The sequence below is a fragment of the Archangium minus genome (assembly GCF_044360475.1).
GTDB lineage: Bacteria > Myxococcota > Myxococcia > Myxococcales > Myxococcaceae > Archangium > Archangium minus.
The window spans coordinates 10306854-10330183 of the sequence record NZ_CP043494.1; the positions used below are offsets into that span (position 1 = coordinate 10306854).

General features: G+C 67.6%; 18 protein-coding genes. 9 read left to right on the forward strand and 9 right to left on the reverse strand.

Annotated features, from left to right (window positions below):
- Window positions 1-8 precede the first annotated feature (8 nt).
- The 7 genes from F0U60_RS42185 to F0U60_RS42215 form a co-directional block, all read right to left on the reverse strand.
- Window positions 9-1007 carry an aldo/keto reductase family protein gene (locus tag F0U60_RS42185; protein ID WP_395808557.1) on the reverse strand — a complete coding sequence of 333 codons (999 nt, stop codon included), beginning with the start codon at window positions 1005-1007 and terminating at the stop codon, window positions 9-11.
- A gap of 46 nt (window positions 1008-1053) precedes the next feature.
- Window positions 1054-2622, reverse strand: a complete 1569-nt coding sequence (locus F0U60_RS42190) for a response regulator (protein ID WP_395808559.1) — start codon at window positions 2620-2622, stop codon at window positions 1054-1056.
- Window positions 2623-2651: 29 nt separating this feature from the next.
- Window positions 2652-4793 carry an ATP-binding protein gene (locus tag F0U60_RS42195; RefSeq protein WP_395808561.1) on the reverse strand — a complete coding sequence of 714 codons (2142 nt, stop codon included), beginning with the start codon at window positions 4791-4793 and terminating at the stop codon, window positions 2652-2654.
- A gap of 148 nt (window positions 4794-4941) precedes the next feature.
- Window positions 4942-7260, reverse strand: coding sequence for a Tex family protein (locus tag F0U60_RS42200; RefSeq protein ID WP_395808563.1), 2319 nt, complete (start codon window positions 7258-7260; stop codon window positions 4942-4944).
- A gap of 101 nt (window positions 7261-7361) precedes the next feature.
- Entirely contained in the window at window positions 7362-8162 is an 801-nt protein-coding gene (locus F0U60_RS42205) for a hypothetical protein (protein WP_395808566.1), read from the reverse strand.
- An 18-nt stretch (window positions 8163-8180) separates the two neighbouring features.
- Complete coding sequence (locus tag F0U60_RS42210; RefSeq protein ID WP_395825677.1) at window positions 8181-11363, reverse strand: TonB-dependent receptor domain-containing protein; 3183 nt, start codon at window positions 11361-11363, stop codon at window positions 8181-8183.
- A gap of 128 nt (window positions 11364-11491) precedes the next feature.
- The gene (locus F0U60_RS42215; protein WP_395808568.1) at window positions 11492-12775 is read right to left on the reverse strand and encodes a M14 family metallopeptidase; all 1284 of its coding nucleotides are present in this window, start codon (window positions 12773-12775) and stop codon (window positions 11492-11494) included.
- Window positions 12776-12836: 61 nt separating this feature from the next.
- Between F0U60_RS42215 and F0U60_RS42220 the strand changes: the two genes are divergently transcribed.
- From F0U60_RS42220 to F0U60_RS42245, 6 genes are read left to right on the forward strand one after another with little or no spacing between them, the layout of a single operon-like run.
- Window positions 12837-14192, forward strand: coding sequence for an alanine/glycine:cation symporter family protein (locus F0U60_RS42220; RefSeq protein WP_395808570.1), 1356 nt, complete (start codon window positions 12837-12839; stop codon window positions 14190-14192).
- A 53-nt stretch (window positions 14193-14245) separates the two neighbouring features.
- Window positions 14246-14932, forward strand: coding sequence for a TIGR02269 family lipoprotein (locus F0U60_RS42225; protein WP_395808572.1), 687 nt, complete (start codon window positions 14246-14248; stop codon window positions 14930-14932).
- A 25-nt stretch (window positions 14933-14957) separates the two neighbouring features.
- Complete coding sequence (locus F0U60_RS42230) at window positions 14958-15677, forward strand: double-CXXCG motif protein (protein WP_395808574.1); 720 nt, start codon at window positions 14958-14960, stop codon at window positions 15675-15677.
- Window positions 15678-15719: 42 nt separating this feature from the next.
- Complete coding sequence (locus F0U60_RS42235) at window positions 15720-16406, forward strand: TIGR02269 family lipoprotein (RefSeq protein ID WP_395808576.1); 687 nt, start codon at window positions 15720-15722, stop codon at window positions 16404-16406.
- A gap of 15 nt (window positions 16407-16421) precedes the next feature.
- The gene (locus F0U60_RS42240) at window positions 16422-17135 is read left to right on the forward strand and encodes a double-CXXCG motif protein (RefSeq protein ID WP_395808578.1); all 714 of its coding nucleotides are present in this window, start codon (window positions 16422-16424) and stop codon (window positions 17133-17135) included.
- A 20-nt stretch (window positions 17136-17155) separates the two neighbouring features.
- On the forward strand, window positions 17156-18346 hold the full coding sequence (locus F0U60_RS42245; RefSeq protein WP_395808580.1) for a glycosyltransferase: 1191 nt from the start codon (window positions 17156-17158) through the stop codon (window positions 18344-18346).
- Here the strand turns inward: F0U60_RS42245 and F0U60_RS42250 are convergent.
- Complete coding sequence (locus F0U60_RS42250) at window positions 18277-19491, reverse strand: glycosyltransferase family 4 protein (protein WP_395808582.1); 1215 nt, start codon at window positions 19489-19491, stop codon at window positions 18277-18279. The two genes, F0U60_RS42245 and F0U60_RS42250, sit on opposite strands and share 70 nt — an antisense overlap.
- Window positions 19492-19601: 110 nt before the next feature.
- Between F0U60_RS42250 and F0U60_RS42255 the strand changes: the two genes are divergently transcribed.
- The 3 genes from F0U60_RS42255 to F0U60_RS42265 are packed head-to-tail and all read left to right on the forward strand — an operon-like array spanning window position 19602 to window position 21934.
- A complete protein-coding gene (locus F0U60_RS42255) occupies window positions 19602-20504 on the forward strand; it encodes a hypothetical protein (RefSeq protein ID WP_395808584.1) in 903 nt (300 codons plus the stop codon).
- Window positions 20501-20902 carry a hypothetical protein gene (locus F0U60_RS42260; RefSeq protein WP_395808586.1) on the forward strand — a complete coding sequence of 134 codons (402 nt, stop codon included), beginning with the start codon at window positions 20501-20503 and terminating at the stop codon, window positions 20900-20902. Before F0U60_RS42255 ends, F0U60_RS42260 begins: the two co-directional genes overlap by 4 nt.
- A gap of 3 nt (window positions 20903-20905) precedes the next feature.
- On the forward strand, window positions 20906-21934 hold the full coding sequence (locus F0U60_RS42265; RefSeq protein WP_395808588.1) for a hypothetical protein: 1029 nt from the start codon (window positions 20906-20908) through the stop codon (window positions 21932-21934).
- Window positions 21935-22035: 101 nt separating this feature from the next.
- On the opposite strand, the gene F0U60_RS42270 is transcribed toward F0U60_RS42265, so the two are convergent.
- A complete protein-coding gene (locus tag F0U60_RS42270) occupies window positions 22036-23238 on the reverse strand; it encodes a DUF819 domain-containing protein (RefSeq protein WP_395808590.1) in 1203 nt (400 codons plus the stop codon).
- Window positions 23239-23330: the final 92 nt, after the last annotated feature.

Genomic DNA, 23330 nt, shown 5'->3' on the forward strand with positions numbered 1-23330 from the left:
TGTTGGGGTTACGGACGCTTCGCGGGGCTCTCTGTCTTCTTTGGATCCCGCTCTACGATGGGGCTCAGGAGCTCGTCGATTCGACGCATCACGTCCCCACTCAGCTTCACCCCCACCGCCTTCACGTTCTCCTTCACCTGCTCCGGCCTCGAGGCTCCGATGATCGCCGAGGAGACGTTCGGGTTCTGCAGAACCCACGCCACCGCCAGCTGCGCCAGCGACAGCCCCACCTCGTCCGCCACCGGCTTCAACTGCTGCACCCGGTTGAGGACCTCATCCTTCAGGAAGCGCTGGACGAAGCGCGAGCCTCCCTTTTCATCCGTGGCCCGGCTTCCTTCCGGCGGCTTCTGGCCCGGCTTGTACTTGCCCGTCAGCACCCCCTGCGCAATGGGCGAATAGACGATCTGCCCCACCCCCAGCTCCTCCGAGGTCGGCACCACCTGCCCCTCGATGACCCGCCACAGCATCGAGTACTGCGGCTGGTTCGACACGAGCTGGAAGCCCAGCTGCCTCGCCAACGTCACGCCCGCGCGGATCTGCTCCGCCGTCCACTCGGAGACACCGATGTAGAGCGCCTTGCCCTGACGGACCACGTCCGCGAAGGCCTGCATCGTCTCCTCGAGCGGCGTCTCGTAGTCGTAGCGGTGCGCCTGGTACAGGTCCACGTAGTCCGTCTTCAGCCGCCGCAGCGAGCCGTTGATGGACTCCAAGATGTGCTTGCGAGACAGGCCCCGGTCATTCGGCCCCGGGCCCGTCGGCCAGTACACCTTGGTGAAGATCTCCAGGCCCTCGCGGCGCTGCCCGTGGAGCGCCCGGCCGAGCACCTCTTCGGCGCGCGTGCCGGCGTACACGTCAGCGGTGTCGAAGGAGGTGATGCCCTCCTCGAGCGCAGCGCGGACACAAGCGAGCGCCGCTTCCTCCTCTACCTGAGAACCGTGCGTCAGCCAGTTCCCGTAGGAGATCTCGCTGACCATGAGCCCGCTCTTGCCAAGATGTCGGAAGTTCATGCGCGCAGACTTAACCTGCGACATCCCATGGCACCACCGGAACTCGTCAGCCCTCCGCCTGGGAACGGGTCGGCAATGAAACGGTGAACACTGTCCCATCACCCGGAATGCTGCTCACCTCGATGTCGCCCCCGAAGCGGCGCACGATGTTCCGGCTGATGGAGAGCCCCAGCCCCGTCCCCGTCGCCCCCTTCGTGGTGAAGAAGGGCTGGAAGAGCCGAGGCAGCAGCTCGGGCGGGATGCCCGGCCCCGTGTCGCTGACCTCGATGACGGCCCGGCCCTCCTCCCGTCGGCTGGTGACGCGGATCTCCTTTCGCGAGCCCGTCCATCCCTCAAGTGCCTGCGCCGCATTGACGAGCAGGTTGACGAAGACCTGGGAGACGGGTCCCGGACTCCCCCTCACCTCGAGCCCATCCAGGAGATCGGCCTGCACGATGGCCCGCCGCGTCGTCTCGATTCGGGCAATGCGGAGCGCCGAGCGGATGGCCTCGTTGAGGTCGAACCAGCCCCCGGACTCGTCGTCCGTCCGCGCCAGCGAGCGCATGTCTCGGACGATGTCGCTGATGCGCAAGGCGCCCTCGCGCGCATCCAGCACGGCCTGCTCCAGTTCCGCGAGGTCCACCTGGGCCCCCTGGCGCAGCGCCAGCACCTGCTCCCGGATGAAGCCCAGGTTGCTCAGGACATAGGCCGACGGGTTGTTGATCTCATGTCCGATGCCGGCCGCCACCTGGCCCAGCGTTGCCAGCCGCTCGGAGGCCGCGAGCTGAAAGGCCAGCCGCCCGTTCTCCAGGGCGAGCACCACGTGGCTCACGAGCACCGCCATCCGGTCCAGCTCCTTCTTGCTGAAGAGGCGCGGCAAGTCCCTGCGCAGCAGGCCCATCACCCCGAGCAGCCGCTCTCCCACGAGCAGGGGCTGGAGGATGAGCGAGGTCTCCTGCCCCAGGGCTCGGATGGAGCCCAGCCGCTGATCCTCGAGGCCTGGCACCACCAGGGCCGGCGTGCGATCCGAGGGCAGCGCCTGAACCAGCCGCTCGCCGAGCTCGCACAGCAGCAGCCCCTCGGCCGCGGAGGACAAGCCGCTCGCGTGCGCCACCGCCAGCCGGCCCTGCACGTCCGGCATCAGCAGCGCCACCGCGTCCGCCGCCATGATTCCCTGGCTCCCCTCCACAATGGCCTGGGGCAGGCGATCGAACTCGTTCGTCGCGAAGAAGGACTGGCTGACCCGCACCAGGTCCGCCGAGGCGTTGAGCCGGTAACGGTCAAGCGCGCGCGCCACGCACGAGTACATCTCATGGATGTCGAACGGCTTGCGGATGAGGTCGAACGCACCGGCCCGCATGCACTCGATGGCCGTCTCGATCTCCGCATACCCGGTGGCGACGATGACCTCGGTGGCCGGCAGCAGCTGCTTCACCTCGCGCAGCAGCTCGAGCCCGCCCATGAAAGGCATCCGCACATCGGTGATGACCAGGCCGGGCGAACACTCGCGCAGCAGCTTCAGAGCGGCCTTGCCGTCGGACGCCTCGGTGACGGCGTACCCCTCCTGCTCCAGCTGATACCGGAGGAGCAGGCGCATGTCCCGCTCATCATCCACGACGAGGATCTGCTCAGGCATGGGGGGACTCCGGGTGGGAGTGCATGAATTCATACGGAGGCCTCCTTGGGGAGCGCTGGCGCCACCGGGAACCACAAACGCATCGTGGTCCCGGCACCGACAGCCGTTTCCACGTCGATGCGGCCGCCGTGCGATTCAATGATGCTACGAGTGATGGACAATCCCAGGCCCGTCCCCTGTCCAACGGGCTTGGTGGTGAAGAAGGGATCGAAGATGCGCTGGAGCACGTCCGGAGGGATACCGCTCCCCGTGTCCGCCACGAACAGCTCGACGCCGTCGCGCGCCGGAGTCACACGCGCCCCGACAGACACGGTGCCTCCCGGTGGCGTCGCATCCAGCGCGTTGCCCACCAGGTTCAGCAACGCGGACTCCATCTCCGGGACGTTGGCCTCCACCCCGGGCAGGCCGTTCGGAAGCTCGACAATCTCCAGCCGCACCTGTCCGCGCTGAGCCTGGCCACGCGCCAGCTCGAGCACGCGCTCCAGCATCGACGCCACTTCCACGCGCTCGCGCGTCGGACCGCTCTTGCGCGAGAAGTCCAGCAGCGTTCGCACCAGCCGGGCACAGCGCTGGGTCTGACTCTCGATGGTCAACAGCCCCATGCGCGACGACTCGTCCAGGGTGGGCCTCCTCAATAGCCCCTGCGCGAAGCCGAGGATGATGCCGAGCGGGTTGTTGAGCTCGTGTGACAGGCCGGCCACAAGCGTGCCCACCGCCGCCATCTTCTCCGAGTGCACCAGCGACTCGCGCAGCCGCTTGACCTCGCGCAGGTCCCTCGCGATGCAGACGTGCCCCTGCACCTGCCCCGCCGCGTCGAGGATGCGCGACACGGTGAGCTGCACGGGGATGGAGCCCGACTGGAGGGTGCGCAGGGAGAGCTCGGCCTCCACGGGATTTCCCTCGTCGGCACAGGCCAGCAGCGCGGTGAATCGCTCGCGCGTGTCCCCGGGCACCACCCGTTCCAGGAAGGAAGCACCCAGCATCTCCAGCCGCGACCACCCGAAGAGCTTCTCCGCCGCCTCGTTCCAGACGAGCGTCCACCCCTCCATTCCCAACATGACGATGGCGTTGGGTGAATTGGAGGTGATCTGCGCCAGCAGCGAGAGGTGGTCGCGCGAGCGCTCCAGCTCGGCGGTGCGGTTCGCGAGCCGCTCGAGCATCAGGTTGAAGGTGCCCGCGATGGCGCCCAGCTCGTCCTGCGATTGGACCGGGACACGCTCGCTCAGGTCTCCCCCATCGATGATGCGCCGCATGGAGACCCGCAGCTGATGGAGCGGGCGCAGCAGCAGCCGGGTGCGCCAGGCGACCAGCAGCGCCACCAGGACCACTGCCCCCACGCCTACCTGGCTCACCCGCTGGCGCAACGCGTCCACCGGGCCGGAGATGCGCTCCGCCGGCACAGACAGGACCAACGACCAACCAAAGCCATGCGCCTGGGCGAAGCCCTCCACCGGCACCAGCAGGTAGAACGTCCCGTTGATGAGGGCCGTGTTCCGCTGTCCGGGCTCCGTGCGCAGGGAGCGCAGCTCGCGAATCACCTGCTCGGGTAAAGTCCCGGCAAGGGGCTTCTCGTCATCCAACAGCACCACCTCGAGCCCCTGACGCGCGGCACCTCCCAGTACGAACGAGAGATCGAACCCAGCGACCAAGACCCCCTCCGCGTCCTGAGGCGAGAGGAAGGGGAAGGCGAAGAGCACGCGCGACAGGCCCTCCTCCGAGACGACCCACGCCTGGGGCACACCGCCGCGGAGCTTCGGCCACCAGGGCGCATCCGCGAAGGAGCCCACGCTCGGCCCCGGGCCGTTCCGGGCGAGGACATTCCCCCTGGCATCCAACAGCCAGAAGTCCGCGTCCTTCCCCTCCGTCCCGTGCAGACTCAGCCGCCGAATGAAGGGCGCAAGTGAGTCGCCCTGACCCAACGTGTTGATGACACCTTGGGTCATGAACGGGTTGGAGGCGAGCGACTGCGCCAGGGCCCATCGCAGCTGGAGCTGCTCGTCGATGTCATGCGAGGCGAAGCGGGCCAGCTCCCGCAGATGCTCGCGGCTCGCCGTCTCGAGCGCTTCGCGCGCGCCTCTCGACACCGTGGCGATCAGGAACCCGACCAGCGCCACGTCGATGAGCAGGAAGAAGAGGAGGAGCTTGCCTTGGAAGCTCCGGAGGATGTTCACGCGAACACCCTTGGCAACAGTCGTCGCATGGCACCCCTGAAATGCCTGGGAGGCCTGAATATACAGGCCCTAGGTAGGCCAGGGCCAAGCGACGGGCAGCGTTACGAAAGGCTGGGTGAATCTTTCCGGCATCCTCGAACGCGCTCTCTTACCGCTTCAGATTTCTAAAGGGGTTGTTGAAGGGCTCTGCCGAAGGCTTCTGCGGAGCAGGCGCCTTACTCCCTGCCTGCTTCCCTTCCGGAGGACGAGCGGCTCCACTCGAAGGACGCGCTGGGCCCCCCGAGGGACGAGGAGCCCCAGCGGACGGCGCCGAGGTGCCCTCGGTGAGAGCCCGTACAGACAGCGCGAGCCGCTTCCGCGCCAGGTCCACGCTCAGCACCTTCACCGTCAGCCGGTCTCCCACCTTCACGGCCTCGGAGGGGTCCTTGATGAAGCGGGTGGAGAGCTGGGACACGTGGACGAGCCCGTCCTGGTGCACGCCCACGTCGACGAAGGCCCCGAAGGCGGTCACGTTGGTGACGACCCCCTGCAGCACCATCCCCTCCTTCACGTCCTCCAGCTTCTGCAGGTCCTCGCGGTACGCGGGCGCGGTGAAGTCGCCACGGGGATCTCGGCTGGGCTTCTCCAGCTCGGCGAGGATGTCCTTGAGCGTCATCTCGCCCAGGTCCGGCCCCAGGTAGCGCTTGGGGTCGATCTTCCGCACCAGTGCAGCGTTGCCCACCAGCTCCTTCACGTTGACGCCCAGGTCCTTCGCCATGCGCTCGACGACCTCGTAGCGCTCGGGGTGCACGGCGCTCGCGTCGAGGGGCTCGGGGCCGTGGACGCGCAGGAAGCCAGCGGCCTGCTCGAACGTCTTCGGGCCCAGCCCGCTCACCTTGAGGATCTCCCGGCGCGTGGTGAAGCGGCCCTTGGCAGCCCGGTGGGAGACGATCTTCTTGGCCAGCGTGGGGCCGATGCCGGACACGTGCTCCAGGAGCTGCGGCGACGCCGTGTTCACGTCCACGCCCACGGCGTTCACGCACGAGTCCACCACCTCGCCCAGCTTCTTCTTGAGCAGGCCCTGGTCCACGTCGTGCTGGTACTGACCCACGCCGATGCTCTTGGGGTCAATCTTCACCAGCTCGGCGAGTGGATCCTGCAGCCGGCGGCCGATGGACACGGCGCCGCGCAGCGACACGTCCAGGTCGGGGAACTCTTCACGGGCCACCTCGGAGGCCGAGTAGATGGAGGCGCCCTGCTCGCTCACGGACACCACGGGCACCTGAGAGCCGAGCGCCTTGAGCACCTCACGCACGAAGGTCTCCGCCTCGCGGCTGCCGGTGCCGTTGCCCACGGCGATGAGCTCGGGCTTGTGCTTGAGGATGATGGCGCCGCACTGCTTGGCCGCGGCGGCGCGCTCGCTCCCGCTCTTCTCGGTGTAGAGCGTGGCGGTGTCCACCAGCTTGCCGGTGCCGTCCAGCATGGCGGCCTTGATGCCGGTGCGCAGGCCCGGGTCCAACGCGAGCACGGGCCGGCTCCCCGCGGGCGCGGTGAGCAGCAGGTGGCGCAGGTTCTGCCCGAAGACGACGATGGCCTCGCGGTCCGCGCGCTCCTTGAGCTCGTTGCGCAGCTCGGACTCCAGCGAGGGGCCCATGAGCCGGTCCCACGAGTCCTCCACCGCGGCGCGCAGTTCCGGGGCGAACGGGGACTGGGGCTTCGTGACAACGCGGGAAGCCAGCGTGCTCTTCACCTCGTCATCCGGGAGGGCCAGCTGGATGCGCAGCACCTCCTCGGCCTCGCCGCGCAGCAGCGCGAGGATGCGGTGCGAGGGCGCCTTGGACAGGTCCTCCTCGTGGTCGGCGTAGTTGTCGAACTTGGTGGCCTCGCCCTTCTTCGCGGAGACGACGGCCGAGCGCAGGCGGCCCTTCTGCACGCACAGCTCGCGCGCGCCACGGCGCAGGCCCGCGTCCTCGGCCACGCGCTCGGCACAGATGTCACGCGCTCCGGCAAGCGCCGTCTCCAGGTCCGGCACGTCCTTGTCCGGCTTGACGAACGCGCGCGCCTTGGAGGCCACGTCGTCCTTCTTCCCCGGCTCCTGCTTCCACAGCAGGTCGGCCAGTGGCTCCAGGCCCCGCTCCCGGGCGATGGCCGCGCGCGTGCGGCGCTTGGGCTTGTACGGGAGGTAGAGGTCCTCCAGCTCGGTGCGCGTCTTCGCCCGCTGGAGCGCCTGGGCCAGCTCGGGGGTGAGCTTCCCCTGTCCCTCGATGCTGCGGAGGATCGTCTCCCGGCGCGAATCCAGCTCCTCGCGCTCGGCGGCGCGGTCCAGGATGGTCTGGATCTGGACCTCGTCGAGGCCGCCAGTGGCCTCCTTGCGATAACGGGCGATGAAGGGGACGGTCGCTCCTTCGGCGCTCAGCGCCAGGGTCCGGTCCACCTGCTCGGGCTTGAGGCCCAGTTCCTTCGACAGCTCGACGGCGTAGGCGTGCATGGCGACACAAACCCTACACCATCCCACACAAAATGGCGAGTCCCAGGAGGGTCGCCGAGGGCCGGCAGCGAGAGGGACGGCCGGCCCCAGCGGAACCCGGACTACGGGACGGAGGGAACTTCACCCGTGAGCACGCAGATGAGCGCGTCCGGGTCGCACTTCACCGGGAAGCTCGGGTTGATGCCCGAGCCTCGCAGGCGGCCGTTCGCCGGGTCCGGGTGCGGCTCGCACTTCGGCGCATCCATCACCTTCACCTTGTCCTTCTTGCCATCGCCATCGGCATCGGTATCGAGCTCGATTTCCTTCCAGCAGCTCACCACCGGCCAGATGCCCCGCACCTTGTACTCGGCGGTGCAGCCGTTCTCGGTGTAGCTCAGGTCCGCGATGAACTGCGTCCCCGGGACATCGGGCGTGTTGTAGATGCGCAGGTTGGACCACGCGTAGGTGAGCTCCAGGGCAGGCTCCCGAGCCACCAGCCGCGTCGGCGTGAGCGTGGGCACCTCGCAGAAGTTGTCCGGGCCTGGAGCTTCCGTCGTCAACTCGCCCACGGAGTTGGGCTGGCTCGACGCGTCTGGATCCAGCACCACCTTGGGGGGTTTGGCCGCGGCGTCAGCCATCAGCTTGCCCACGGGCTCGGCGCGAATGGCCACCGTGTCCCGCCCGGTGGGGTCCTGGTTGAAGTACTTCTGCAGGCCCACCTTGCCCGGCTTGTGCTGGGCACACGAGGCCGTTGCGTCCTGTCCCGGATTCAACGTGTAGGTGGCCGCGAACGAGCCGATGGAGCCGTCCGACACAGCACGCGCCACCACGCACTGCGGCTCCTGCTGGTCGGAGCCACAGGCGCCCAGGGTGGCGGCGAGCACCACCCCACCCATACCCAATCCCATCAGTCGAAGATTCATGGAGTCTCTCCCGGGTGCCTAGAAGCTCAGCTTCACGCCGAAGCGGATGGACCGAGGCGCCTGATAGGCAATCGGCTTCTTGAAGTTGGGGTTGATGTCCGCGTTGGTGATGGCCGTGTTGGAGCTGGTGGCCAGGACGCGGCAGTTGGGGCTGGGCTCATCCGTCCGGCAGCTCTCCACGTCCGCGGGCTTGCCATCCACCTCGATGGCGTGGACGCGGGTGGTGGTGAAGGTCTGATCCACGGCCGTCTCCTGCTGGAAGTTGAAGATGTTGAAGACGTCCAGGGAGAGGCTGAGCGTGTAGTTGCCGGAGAGCCGCTGGCTGACGCCCACGTGCCCATCGACGTTGTGGACCCAGGGCATCCGGCCCGCGCTGCCACGCGGCAGGATGAACGTCTCCGAGCCGCTGCGCCGGGGGTGGTAGCCCAGGTAGTTGAGCGGCGAGCCCGAGCGAGCGCGATAGCCACCGCCCATGTCGATGCTCAGGTCCCTGCTCAGCCGGAACTCCTTGGCGCCGAAGGCCTTGAAGGCGTGCGTGCGGTCACCGGGCAACGGGCCCGTGCGGTTGGTGGTCAGCGACAGCAGGTCGAAGTCGCGCGTCAGGTTGGGCGAGAGCTGATTGGTGTCCGCGCGGAAGAGGCCCGAGTAGTTGCCGCGCAGCGAGGACCACGTGTAGCTGAGCTGCGCCAGCCAGCCGTCCGAGAAGCTCTTGGTGTAGTAGACGTTCACCGCGTCGTAGTCGCGGCGGGCCAGCGGGAAGTCCGAGGAGGAGCCCTTGCCCGGGTTGCCCAGGAAGAAGGTGCTGCCGTCGTCGCGGCTCATGTCCTCGATGACGTCGTTGAGGTAGCGCTTCGTGTACGAGACGCCCAGGCGACCGAGCCCCAGCTCGTACTCGCCACCCACGACGAGCTCGTCGCTGGACTGGGCGCGGATCTTCGGATCCACCGGCACGCGGTCACCGCCCTCGGCGTTCCAGTACTGGTTGGGGCTCTCCGTGCTGCCGATGACCTGGCGGTTGCTGTCCACGTTGCAGTCCCCACCGGGCGCGAGGTCGTCGGGATCCCTCGGGTCACAGGCAGGTGCGTTGTAGGTGGCCGACAGCAGTTGCTGCTGGGGGAAGGACAGGTCGGCCAGGTCGAGCGGGACGTTCTCGTAGAAGCGAGCGAAGTTGGCGAAGAGCTTCGAGCGACCCTGCTGGGTGAAGTCGTAGATGACGCCCACGCGGGGCGACCATTGGTTGGGCAGGCTCAACCCCACCTGGCCATCGTCTCCCCAGATGGTCTGCGCGTCGTAGCGCACGCCCAGGTTCACCGTCACCTTGTCGAGGATGGACCAGCTGTCCTGGATGAAGCCACCCACCGTCAGCGAGGTGGACGTGCGCTCCTTGCTCGGCAGCGGCACGATGGAGTCCGGCCCATCGAGGTAGCCGTACTGGTTGAGCGTGAAGAAGCACGCGCCACTCGTGCACTCCTGCCAGGGAGCCAGGCCGGTGCGCGCGCGGTTGTTGTAGAAGCTCGCGCCCTCCGCATCGACGCCGGCCTTGATGACGTGGTGGCCGAGCGCCTCGAGCAGGTACGTGCCGAGCACCTTGCCCTGGTAGCGATCCAGCTCGGAGATGCTGATGGTGCCGGGCCCTCCCGATGCGTACGAGGAGACGGGGCACCGGGTCGCGTACACCCCCGCGGGCAACCCCGCGGGAGAGTCACAGACGGAGGGCTCCGGAATCTGCTCGAACTCGGTGATGCTGTGCCAGTCGCGAGCCGTCGTCCCGTTGTCCCGGACACTGCGCGTGCGCCGCCACGCGATGTTGGACTGCGCGGAGAGTCCCTCCCCACTGGAGAGCCCCGAGCCATCCGACGGGAGGATGGAGGCGTCCTGGTGGTGCCAGCCGAGCGTCGCGTCGATGAGCAGCGACTTGTCGAAGAAGGAGGAGGACTGCTTGGCCACGATATCCAGCGCACCGCCCGTGCGGCGGGTGGCGATGGCGTCGTAGGAGCCCTGGACGTACGCGGTGCAGGACAGCCCGCTGCACACCTCGGGAGCACCATCGCGGCTGAAGGAGTACCGGCCCGCCCCACCCGACCAGGTCGGCGTGCCATAGACCGTCAGCGCCAGGTTGTGGTCCGGGTTGAAGAGGTAGGTGAGCTTGCCGATGTATTGGATGGTGCGCTCGTCCGCGAAGCGGTCCACCCGGGTGCCGTCGATAGGCGTGGCGACCTGATAGCCCGTGACCGGATCCTTGCGCGCCTCGCCCACCTTGGCGCAGCCGTTCGCCTCGTCCACCTGCGTGCAGATGTCCAAGGTGCTGAGCTGACGCGACACCTGGATGCGGGTGAACGAGGGCGCCACGCCGGCGAAGAACCAGAGCTTGTCCTTCACGATGGGGCCACCCAGCTCGAAGCCGAAGTCCCCCTGGTTCCACGGCGTGCCCTGCGCGGAGATGACGCTCCCCGCCTGCTGGAGCACCGGACCCGCTGACTGCAGCGCGCCCGGGGCGAAGTTGCCGAAGAAGGAGCCGTGGAACTCGTTGGAGCCGGACTTGGTCACCACGTTCATCACGCCACCCGTGGAGCGGCCGTACTCGGGCATGTAGCCACCGGTGATGACGTTGACCTCCTTGACGAACTCCACCGAGAGCGGCGTGCCAATGGTGCCCACGGCCGGGTCATTCACCGACAGGCCATCCACCACGAACTGGTTCTCCGGCGACGTGCCACCGTTGATGCTCACCCCGTAGGTGTCCTCCTGTGCGCCGGGCGCCAGCTCCGCCAGGGACTCGAAGGAGCGCGACGCCGAGCCCTTCGAGCCCGGGCGACTCAACGCAAGGCTCTTGAGCATGCTGGCGTCGACGCTCAGGCCCGAGGCGCTCGAGCCCACGTCCACGGTCGGCGGGTTGGCAACGACAACCATCTCCTCGCTCAGCCCGGCCTCCGGCAACAGCTCCACGTTGACGCGGATGGTGCGGTCCAAGCGCAGCTGGATGTCCGAGCGCACGTAGGGGCGGAAGCCCTCGGTATCGACCCGGAGCGTGTAGACGCCCGGCGGGAGCTGGGGAATGCGGTACTGGCCGCTGGCATCGGAGACCACCACCTGCTCGCCCTGAAGGCTCGGAGAGGTGGCCGTCACCACCGCGTCCGGCAGGGGGTTCTTGTCCGCCGAATTGATGATCCTGCCGATGATGACCGCGGAACCCTGGGCCATCGCGCTGGTGCCTGACAGCAACAACAGGACACACCCCGCGCGCGCGAGTCGAACGAGCGAAGACAAAGGACTGACCCCCTCCTGGGAAGAGGGCCACACCTTAACCTCACTTTCGCCGAAGCCGAGAATCAGCGCGCGTAGCGGATGACTCGCTCCACTCGGTAGGGGCCGGAAGGCCCCTCCGGCCGCAGCAGCATCAACTCCGCGGGCAGGCCCACACTCAGTGTGCGTCCGCTCCGAGACGGCAAGGGCAACACCTCCCCCGCCTTCACGCTCTCGGAAGAGAGCGGCACGGCGATGAGCCCAGCACCGTCCACCTCCTCCACGGCCCCGTAGACGCGCAGGTCGCCCAGTTCCTCGATGGAGCCGGCGAGCACAACGGACGGTGTGCCCTCGCGAGTACGCACCGCCTGGGTCGCGGCAATGCCAATGTCCGCGACGAAGGCCTCTCCCGCCTCACCGAAGACGTGAGCCCCCCGGATGACGAGGTGCAGCAAGCCCTTGCTCTCGTTGAAAGGGATGGACTCGTAGCGCTCGAGGTCCACGTGCTCCACTGCCCCACTCGAGAGCGCCTCCAGGGCGGACACCAGGGCCACGAAGTTGAGCCGGAGCAGCGGCTCGTCGGACTCGGGAGCGGACCACGGGCCGGTCTCGATGAGCACGGTGGGGGTGCCCCAGCGCACCAGGTTGTCACCAAAGGCCCGGGTCTCGAAGGAGTCGTCGTAGCGGCCGATCTGCCCGGGCGCGAGCGGCTCGAGGGCATTGCGGATGACGGCACACACCTTCTTGGCGAGCACCCGCCCCGGGTTGTCGCCACGCGACGCGTCGAAGGGCGGGGCGAGCAGCGAGATAGAGGCGGGCTTACCGGTGCCACCCACGGCTGTGCGCCAGCCCTGGTTGTGAAGGTTGAAGCCGAGCGACGGCTGGAGCCGATCCCGGAGCGCCTTGAGCGTGCGCCCCTCGGGGGTCTGGAGTGCCAGCGCGTCCCGGTTGATGTCGATGCCCTGCGCGTTGCGTCGCTGAAAGCGCTCGGCGCCGTCGGGGTTGAGCAGGGGCAGGGCGTGCAGGGTGAGCTCGGAGAGCAGCCGAGCGACCCGTGGGTGCTCGCGGTGTCGGCGGACGTACTCGAAGAGGTCGAGCAGGGCCGAGGTAGCGGTGGGCTCGTCCCCGTGCATCTGGGACCAGAGGAGGACGTGCCGAGGGCCAGTGCCGAAGCGGATGAGGTTGAGCGAGCGACCTTCCACGGAGCGCCCCACCTCCTCGACCTGGAACAGGTCCGGCGCCGACGCCTGGAAGTGCCGGAGTCGAGCTTCCACGTGGGCATGACGGACGAGGGCGGGCGGAGGGAGGCCCTGGAGACGGACCTCGGCCCAGAGGTCGAAGAGCTCGCGGGGTGAGGCGGGGGCGGTCACGATGATCCTCTCTGTTCCGGTGGGTGCCCTGGCTGCGCGGATGGGAGATTATGCCGGGCACATGCTGCCTGAACCCATCCGCAACGCGATCGATGTCGCCAGCAACTTCGTCTGGGGCCCCTGGACCATGGCCCTCTTGTTGGGAACTGGAGTGTTCCTGACGATCCGGCTGCGCTTTGTTCAGGTAGCGCGCTTCCGGGAGGGGCTGCGAGCCATGGTGCCGGCCCAGGCGAGTGGCGCCGGTACGCTGAGCCCCTTCCAGGCGTTCATGACAGCGCTCGCCGCGTCGATTGGTACCGGCAACATCGCGGGAGTGGCCACTGCCATCGTGAGCGGCGGGCCGGGGGCGCTGTTCTGGATTTGGGTGTATGGCTTCTTCGCCACGGCCATCAAGTTCTGCGAGGCCGTGCTGGGCATCCAGTACCGCAAGGTGCAGGGGGACCGGCTCTCCGCGGGTCCGATGCACTACCTGAAGGACGGGCTGGGCTCGCCGAAGCTGGCCTGGCTCTACGCGGTCATCGCGGGCGTGGCAGCGCTCACGACGACGCCCTTCACCCAACCGAACTCCATGGCCGTGGTGCTGCAGAGCCAGTTCTCGATTCCCCCGCTGGCCTCGGGCGCGGTCATCGCGGTGCTCACGTGGCTGGTGGTCATCGGCGGCGTGAAGAGCATCGGCCGCGCGGCGGAGCGCCTCGCGCCCCTGAAAGTAGGGCTGTACCTGGCCGGAGGGCTCATCGTCATCCTCACCCACGCGGCGCAGCTGCCCGCGGTGTTCGCGCTCATCTTCCGCGAGGCGTTCTCCCTGGAAGCGGCCGGAGGAGGCGCCGCCGGCGTGGGGATGATGGCCGCCATGCGTTATGGAATTGCCCGAGGCATCTACGCCAATGAGGCTGGGTACGGCACGGCGGCGGTGGCGTATGGCACGGCGCGCACGGATGCACCCGTGCAGCAGGGACTCCAGGCGGTGATGGAGGTGTTCATCGTCTCGTGCGTCACGTCGACCATCAGCGCGCTGGTAATTCTCGCGAGCGGCGCGTGGACGTCCGGGCTCACGAGCACGGCCGTGGTGGCGCAGGCCTTCAACACGGCGATGCCCACGGTGGGCGGGTGGATCGTCGCGTTCTGCGCCTTCCTGTTTGGATACACGACGTTGATCGGCTGGGCGTACTACGGCGAGCAGTTCCTCGAGTATGCCTTTGGACTTCGCGTCACCCAGCCCTACCGCTGGCTCTATTGCGGCCTGGTTGTCTTCGGGGCGATGGGTAAGGTGGAGACCATCTGGGCCTGGGGCGACCTGATGAATGGCTTGCAGGTGTTCCCCAACCTCGTGGGCCTGATTGGATTGAGCGGCGTGGCGACGTCGGTGCTGCGCCAGTCCAGGCCGAAGCAGGAGGAAGCCACCGCCCCCGTGGCCTGACATGGAATTGAAAGCGGTGAGGCGCGAGACGGGCAGGGAGTAACGTGGGCGACATGAGCCCGCGGATTCCCATGAAGTGGCTGCTCCTCCTCGGCGTGCTGCTCGGCGCGTGTGTCGCCTCCGCGCCCGCCGTACGCGAAGACGGCGAAGCGCTGGATGCCATGTCCTCCTGGGAGGAGGCCCGCGCGGACCCGAGCTGCGTGGTGCCTCTGTGCGAGGGGGAGCGCTGCGCCATCTGGCGCTGCCAGCACGTGGTGGAGGTGGACCCCCACCCGGTGGTGCTGGCGAAGGGGACCCTGACGCTCCGCCCTCCGGGCAATCCGACTCGCTGGTGGGGACGCCCATTGGCGGCGCCTGTAGGAACGGAACCCGTCTTCGAAATCCCCTGGCACAACTGGAACATCCGCGGCCAGTATGCACCCAGGGCGTTGCGCCCCCCGTGCATCCCATCGAGAGAGCCCCTCGAAAAACATCACATCTTTCCGCAACAGCAACGCCTGGCCCGGTGGTTCGCAAGCAGGAACATCGACATTCATGCTTTCACGATCCGTCTCCCCAAGAGCTTCCACGCCTGGCTGCACAGTGGCGGACCCGAAGGTGGCCAATGGAATGAGGCATGGCGTCAGTTCATGGCCCAGAACCGTGATATCGCCAACGCGGAAGATATCTGGCGATTCGCATTCGAACTCATGAACAGATTCGGAGTGAACGGCCCTCTCGTCCCTTATTATTGTGAATGAGGAACGAGACGCGGAACTCACACGCATGCGCTACTTCAGAATCGAGGGCGATAGAACCTCGGATTACACCGGGTACATCGATGGCTCCTACAAGTGGGGGCTTCCGGGCATCATCTGCCCTGCTTGCAAAGCAACCTGGAGTGCTGGTTCCAAGGCGTACCCCTCGGTGGATCTAACCCCGGTGGCAGCCCTGGCTGACTTCGAGAAAGCCCGGGCCGAGCCCCTCGACGAGTATGAAAGATTGTGTGAGCTGGTACTCCCTCTGCTCCCTTCAGGGGCATTGCTAGAGCCCGGCGCAACCTTTGGTCCTTTCGTAGGTCGAGCACAGGGCCGCTTCGGTCCGCTCGTGTCTCCTGACCCCTGGTGGCTGATGGTGCAGCGAGAGGTGCTCGAGAAACTTCAAGCCGAGGGATTGCGAGGACTCAAGGGCTGCCCCACAGCCCTACGCTTCCGGCAGAGCAACTCGCCCGAGCTCCTCGAGCTGGAAATCCTCCCAATGGGCCGCTTGCACCCGGACTGTCTCCCCACGAACCGCAAACCGGCCTGTCCTCGTTGCGGTCACAACAGCACTTCCCTACCGCATGACCTCATGCTGGACGCCACCACTCTTCCCAGCCATCTGGACCTGTTCCGCCTTGCAGACTACTCCTCTGTCATCATCTGCACCGAACGCTTCGTCGACACATGCCTTCGTCTGGGGTTGGATGGTGTTGTCTTCCACCCCCTGCCGACGAGGCAAAATTGAAAGCGGTGAGGCGCGAGACGGGCAGGGAGTAACGTGGGCGGCATGAGCCCGCGGATTCCCATGAAGTGGCTGCTCATCCTCGGCGTGCTGCTCGGCGCGTGTGTCGCCTCCGCGCCCGCCGTACGCGTAGACGGCGATGCGCTGGATGCCATGTCCTCCTGGGAGGAGGCCCGCGCGGACCCGAGCTGCGTGGTGCCTCTGTGCGAGGGGGAGCGCTGCGCCATCTGGCGCTGCCAGCACGTGGTGGAGGTGGACCCCCACCCGGTGGTGCTGGCGAAGGGGACCCTGACGCTCCGCCCTCCGGGCAATCCGACTCGCTGGTGGGGACGCCCATTGGCGGCGCCTGTAGGAACGGAACCCGTCTTCGAAATCCCCTGGCACAACTGGAACATCCGCGGCCAGTATGCACCCAGGGCGTTGCGCCCCCCGTGCATCCCATCGAGAGAGCCCCTCGAAAAACATCACATCTTTCCGCAGGAGCCATTCCTGGCCAATTGGTTCGAGGACAACGGCATCAACATCCATTCCTTCACGATCCGTCTCCCCAAGAGCTTCCACGCCTGGCTGCACAGTGGCGGCTCCAAAGGAGGCCAATGGAATGAGGCATGGCGACAGTTCGTGATTCAGAACAACACGACCGCCACCCAGGAAGACATCTGGCGATTTGCGTTCGAACTCATGAACCGGTTCTACATCAATGGCTCGCTCGTACCCTACCACTGCGACTGAGACGGCAAGTCCCGCATGCACTATTTCAAAATAGAGGAAGACAAGGCCGCAGACTACACGGGCTATGTCGACGGCTCACACAGGTGGAAGCTTCCGGGCATCATCTGCCCTGCTTGTAAGGCTACATGGAGTACCATCGCCAAGGATTACCCCTCGGTGGACCTGACCCCAGTGGCATCCCTGGCCAACTTCGAAAAAGCCCGGCCCGAGCCCGCGGACGAGTATGAAAGATTGTGTGAATTGGTACGTCCCCTGCTGCCTCCCGGAGCAGTGCTCGAGCCCGGAGCGGGATTTGGCCCGATCGTGGGCAAGGCCCAGGGCCGATTCGGGCAGCTCGTCTCCCCCGTTCCCTGGGTCCTGCTGATACAGCGAGAGGTGCTGGAAAAGCTCCAGGCAGAGGGCCTGCGAGGACTCAAGGGATGTCGCACCGAGCTGCGCTTCCGCCAGCGTGCTTCGCCCGAGCTGCTCGAGCTGGAGCTCCTTCCCGTGGGCCGCGTACACCCGGATTGTCTGCCCTCGAAACGCCCGCCGATCTGTCGCCGCTGTGGCCGCGGCGGACTCTCCCTGCCCGATAAGCTCCTGCTGGACGCATCCACGATTCCCAGCCACCTGGACCTGTTCCGCTTGGAGGACTTCTCCACCCAGCTCATCTGCACCGAGCGCTTCGTCGACACCTGCCGTCGTCTGGGATTGGATGGCGTTGTCTTCCATCCCCTGCCGGCGAAGTAAGCCGATAGGATGCCGCCCCCATGCCGAGCGGCCCACGCATTCTCCTTATCGCGGAACGGTTCCCCCCCGACCTGGGCGGTCTCGCGCGCAGTGGTGCTCGCACCGCTGGCGCCCTCGCACGCCTCGATGCCCAAGTCGACGTCCTCACCTGGACCCGAACCCTGCCCCCTGGTGCCCTCCAGACACTCGACGCCAGTGCGGTCGCCGCCTCCGCGCGCGGCGCCACCCTGCACCGGCTCGGCCTCTTCGGTCAGACGGACACGTCCCAGCAGCACACCCTCGATGTGCTCGATCATCTGCACTCGCGGCGCCACTACCAGCTCGTCTGGGGGCACTACCTCTCGCCCCCGGGCTTCCTCGCCGTCACCTTCGCCGGGCTCGCCGGCATTCCCTCCACCGTCAGCGCCCGCGGCAACGACGTGGACCAGGCCATGTTCCCCCCGGGCGACTTCGCGCGCCTCCTCTGGACACTCCAGCGCGCCACCGTCCTCACCGCCGCCTCGGGGGACCTCGCGCGCAAGATGGTCATGCTGCTCGGGCACGATCCGCGCGTCGAGGTCATCCCCAACGCCGTAGACACCGCTCTCTTCAGTCCCGGTCCCGCCGACCCCGCGCTGCGCCAGCGTCTGGGCATCCAGCCCGATGAGCTCGTGCTCGGCTTCTCCGGAGAGCTGCGACACAAGAAGGGGGTCCCCTTCCTCCTGTCCGCCCTCTCCGAGGTGCGCAAGGTGCGGCCCGCCTGTCTCCTCGTCATCGGCGAGGTGCGCGCCCGCGAGCAGGAGCAGCTCGCCGCTTTCCGTATCGAGAACCCCGAGGACGCCGCGCGCATCATCGTCTCCGGCCGGCTCGATGCCCCCGAAGACGTGGCCGCCCACCTGCGACTCTGTGACGTCTACCTCCAACCCTCCCTCTGGGATGGCATGCCCAACGCGATGCTCGAGGCCATGGCCTGTGCCCGCGTGGTCGTCGCCAGCGACGCGGGCGGCATCCCCGAGGCCATCGACTCCGGGGACAACGGCTTCCTCGTGCCCAAGGCGCTCCTCAACCACCTCGGGCAGGCCGTCATCGACGTGCTGAGTCTGTCCGAGGGGCGCCGGGCCGCCATCGGCGCCGCCGCCCGCGCCCGCATTGAGCAGCGCTTTCAGGCACAAGCCGAGGCCGAGGTGCTCCAGCGGGTGCTGGACCGCACCATCCCGAAGGCCTCCTCGTAGGCCGCCACCAGGGACTCCTGCGCTCGGGCCCAGGTGAAGTCCCGCTCGACGAGCGCCCGCGCCTGTTGGCTCAACCGGGGGCCGAGCGTCGGGTCCGCTCGCAGCGAGCGCACAGCCTCCGCGATGGCCTTCGGCGAGCCCGGGCGAACAAGGAACGCGTGCACCCCGTGCTCCGCCACCGCACGCACTACAGGAAGGTCGCTCGCCACCACCGGCGTGCCCGAGGCCATCGCCTCCAGCAGCTTCAGCGGGCAGCACCCTTGCACGAGGTTCCGGTCGTTGGGCGGCAGCGGCACCAGCACCACGTCACAGGCGTGGTGGAGCCTCGCCAGCTCCGCCTGTGGCAACGCCTCGAGGAGCTCCACCGCGCCCTCTCCCACCAGCTCGCCGCACAGGTCGAGCAGCTCGCGCCGCTGCTGCCTGCGCATGGGGCCCACCAGGGTGAGGAGCACGGGCACGTCCCGGCGCAGCAGGCGGCACGCCTCGATGGCGCGGTGGACGCCCTGCCACGAGGTCATCGTCCCGCTGTAGAGCAAGCGCACGGGCCGGTCCCCCCAGGGACGCGGCGCCTGAAAGGAGAAGAGCCCCGTGTCCACCCCGTTGGGAATGACGCGGATGCAGCCAGGCGCCACCCCGCGTGACTCCAAATAGCGCGCCGTCACCGGACTTGGCGTCAGCACGAGGTCCGCCTTCGCGAGGCACAGGTCCTCCTGCGCCACCAGCTTGCGCAGCAGCTCGTCGTCCTCGGCGACTCCCGGGGAGTGGTACTTCAGCTCAATGGACGGCAGGCCGTTCACCTCGAACACCAGGTGCTCGGTGAGCTGCTCCTTTCGCCGGGCGATGGGGTAGCCCTCGAAGATAGAACGCACGTGCACCACGCGGGCCCGGGCCCGTCCCCGCCACCATGCCGCGAGCCCCTCACGGAAGCACAAGGCCTGCTGGATGAGCTCCGACCCCTGGGCCCTCAGCGGATGGAAGCGAACGCCTTCCGGTAACGGCTCCGTCAAATCACCACCAATGGCGAGCAACTCCACGCCGCCAAAGGCCTGGCCGAGCGCCTCGACGAAGGCGCGAATGTGGACCGCCGCTCCCTTGGGGGAGGGGAAGCGATCGAAGGACGCGTAGACGATTCCAGAGGAGGACAAGGCCCGTGCAGTATCCCCGCCTCGGGCGCGCCGCACCAACACGCGATTTGACCGGCGAGAGGGTGGCCTCCTACGCTTCACGTCCTCTTTTCTCACGAGAGCACTCCGCCTTGGCCGTCGACCTCGAACAGCTCAGCAGGGAGCGCATCTACCGCACCCAGGCGCCCTGTACCCAGGTGCTCGCGGACATGCAGCAACTGCGAGAGGTCGATGACATCAAGGAGAAGAAGGAGGCTGTGACGTACTTCGTGGGCTGCGGCTCGATGGTCATCGGGGCCTTCGCTGGGTTCTTCGGACTCTTCACGCTGGGCGCTTCCGGCCTCAGCTCCTTCTTGTTGCCGGGAGCGCTGCTCCTGCTCGTCGTGGGCATCGTTGCCTTCGTCATGCGCGCCCAACACGCCAAACTCGACCTGGAGAACCGGCGCTACGAGCTGGTCTCCCGCATCGTGAAGATGCTCCAGGCCGACACCGCGCCCCAGGCGCAGGTGACCCTCGAGATGGATCTGCGTGACGGGATGCACCCGGCCAAGTTCTTCGGTGAGGGGAAGACCCCCAGCGGCTGGCAGGCGAAGTCCTACATCGACCGGTGGCTCTCGCTGCAGAGCCGGTTGGTGGATGGCACCCATCTGCGCCTGGAGATGATCGAGCGCACCGACAAACGCACCCGGACCCGCCGGGGCAGCTCGGGTCGAACCAAGACCAAGACCCGGACCGTGTCGGATGCGCTCGTCCGGGTGCGGCTCCAGGTGAAGACGGAGAAGTACCAGCACCTGGGGCGACTCGGAGCACACGCCCGGAACGCAGTGCGGCTTCCCAAGGGCACCCGGCTCAAATCCTTCTCCGTGGAGCCGGACCGCGTCGATCTGACGGTCCTCATCAGCGACCCCTGGGACGTGAAGGCGAGCTCCGCCATGCAGGTGAACGCCGTCGAGGTGGTGGCGATGTCCCTGCTGAGCCTCTACCAGATCCTCAACCTGTCGCGAGCCATCGACAAGAAGGCCGCTCACGCATGAGCCCTCCATTCCAAGAGTCGCTCGACCCGTGCCTGGAGAAGGCGGGGTTTCTCTTCGCGCATGACTGCCCACGGCCCGCCGCCCAGCAGTGCGCCCGGTGTGCCAAACCCATCTGCATCCAACACGGCCATCCGGTGGAGAGCGGTGAGGTGCTCTGCACCACGTGCCTCAAGCAGGAGGGCATGACGGGGAGCGGGTCGGACCCCGACACGACGCAGGAGGGAGAGGAGAATCCCTACCTGTATTCCAGCTACTACTACCAGGACCATGGTTACTACGGCCCTGGTTCCTGGGGACATGAGCTCCTCCACGATCCCAATGACTTCACCGAGGCCGATGGAGCGTCCCTGCGCGCCAAGGTCAAACATCACTTCGAGGAGGACATGGGCGGAAGCTGAGCCATGAGCGGGCAACGCTGGCTCCTGTATGCGCTCGGCGGAGGAATGGGGCACCTCACTCGCGCCGTGGCGCTCGGCCGCGCGGCCCGCCGTCGTGGTCACTCGGTGGAGGTTGTGACGAACAGCTCCTTCGCGCCCGCGCTGGCGCTTGAGGCGGAGCTGGGCGAGGGCCATGTCCACCGGCTCGGCGCGGAGCTCGACAAGCACGCCGTACGCGAGTCCATCGAACGGTTGCTCGACCGCGTGCGCCCCGAGGTGCTCGTCGTGGACACCTTCCCGCGTGGGCTCGGCGGTGAGCTCGCACCGCTCCTGCCGGAGATGAAGGCCCGGAAGGTGCTCGTCCACCGGGACCTGCACCCGGACTACGTAGAGCGCTTCGGGCTCGCGCGGTTCGTCGACATGTTCGACCGGCTCCTCGTCCCCGGAGAGCCCGCCCCGTTCGCCCACCACCCGCGTGCCGTGAGCACTCCCCCCTGGCTCATCCTCGATGCCGCGGAGTTGCTCGATGCCCCCACCGCGCGGCGGAGGCTGGGCGTACCCGATGAAGAGACAGCGGTGTCCGTGGTCGCGGTCCTGGCGTGTGGCCGGCCCGAGGAGGTGGACGAGTGCACCAGGCTCGCGGAGACACTCCAACGGGGGCTCGGCCCGCGCGTCTTCGTCAGGTTGCTGGCTTCGGATGTACCGCCGCGACTCTGGCCCGCTCTCGCCGTCATGAGGGGCATCGACGTCCTCGTTGGCGCGGGTGGCTACAACACCGTGCAGGAGGCTCGTGCCACGGGGACGCCGCTCGTGGCCCTCGCTCGGCCCCGGCTCTATGACCGGCAGGGGTTGCGACTTCGGACCTCCGAGCGGATCGCCACGCTCGACGAGGCCCTCGAGCGCGTGAGGGCCCTCCTCCAGTCTGAGTCGGGGAGGCACCACGAGCGGCTCGCGCCCACCTACGTCAACGGCACCTGGGAGGCCGTGCGGCGCATCGAGGACACACGCCCCCCTCTCCCTTCGGGAGAGGGACGGGGTGAGGGTATTGGGTGAACCCGGGTTGCACCCACTGTCCACACCCAGGGTCACGGGTTGAAGAACAGGCTCGGATACCCTCACCCCAACCCTCTCCCAAGGGGAGAGGGAGCAGCACTTCAGTGGATGAGCCGGTACACCTGCTCCAACATCAGCGCGCAGACCAGTCCACCGTAAGTGCCCAGCACGTAGCCGGCCACCGCCAGCATGACGCCCACGGGTGCGAGCGCCGGATGGAAGGCCGCTGCCACGATGGACGCAGAGGCCGCGCCACCCACGTTGGCCTGTGAGCCCACGGCCGCGAAGAAGATGGGAGCACGTAGCAGCCGCCTGGCCCCCAGGATGAAGCCCGCGTGTATCGCCATCCACACCACGCCCACGGCCACCATCGCGGGCGCGTCCAGCAGCCGCCGGAAGTCGGCCTTCGCACCGATGGTCATCACCAGCACGTAGAGGAACAGCGCGCCCACCCGGCTCGCCCCGGCCCCCTCCAGGTTGCGTACCGGAGTGAACGACAGCGCCACCCCCACCGTCGTCACCAGGATGACCACCCAGGTGAAGCCCGTGATGATGGTTCCAATGTCCGGCAGGTGCTTCGCGATCGCCGTGCACACCACCGTGGTCCCCAGGCCAATGGTGAGGATCCACACCAGGTCCGACAGGCTCGCGGGCTTCGACACCGAGGCGTGGAAGCGCTCCACCTGCTCGCGCACCACGTCGATGGCCGTCCGGTCCGCGCCCATCCGCGCGTCCATCTCCCGCTCTCGGCCCGCGAAGTAGAGCAGCACCGCGGTCCACATGTTCGACACGCCCACGTCCACGACCACCATCATGCTCAGGACATCATCCCGCGTCCCGATGCTCTGCCCGATGGCCACGAAGTTGGCGCTGCCTCCAATCCACGAGCCGCTGAGCGCCGCCAACCCCTTCCAGGCCTGCTCGCCCAGCTCCGCCGGCATCCAGTGGCCCAACAGGAGGTACGCGAGCGGCCCCCCGAGCATGATGCCCGCCGTCCCCGCCAGGAAGAGCACCACGGCGCTGCGTCCCAGCCGGGAGATGGCCGGCAGGTCCATCGACAGCACCTGGAGCACCAGACTCGCCGGCAGCAGGTACGCGGACACGAAGCCATACAGGTCGGACTTCGTGGGGATGACGCCCGTGTTCGAGAGCAGCGTCGGGATGAAATAGACAAGCACCAGGATGGGCAGGACCTTGAAGACGCGCGCGCCTACCGGGTGCCGCTCGGCAAGCAACAACAGCGCCAGCACGGTGAGCAGCACCGTGAGGACCGCCATGGGACTCTGGATGAGCGGCTCTGTCATGGGGCCAGGGGCAGCCCTTACCACAGGTTGAACCACCGCCGAGCCCCTGCGTTCATCACTCTCGGCGAACCCCAGACCCCAACCGGCGGCCG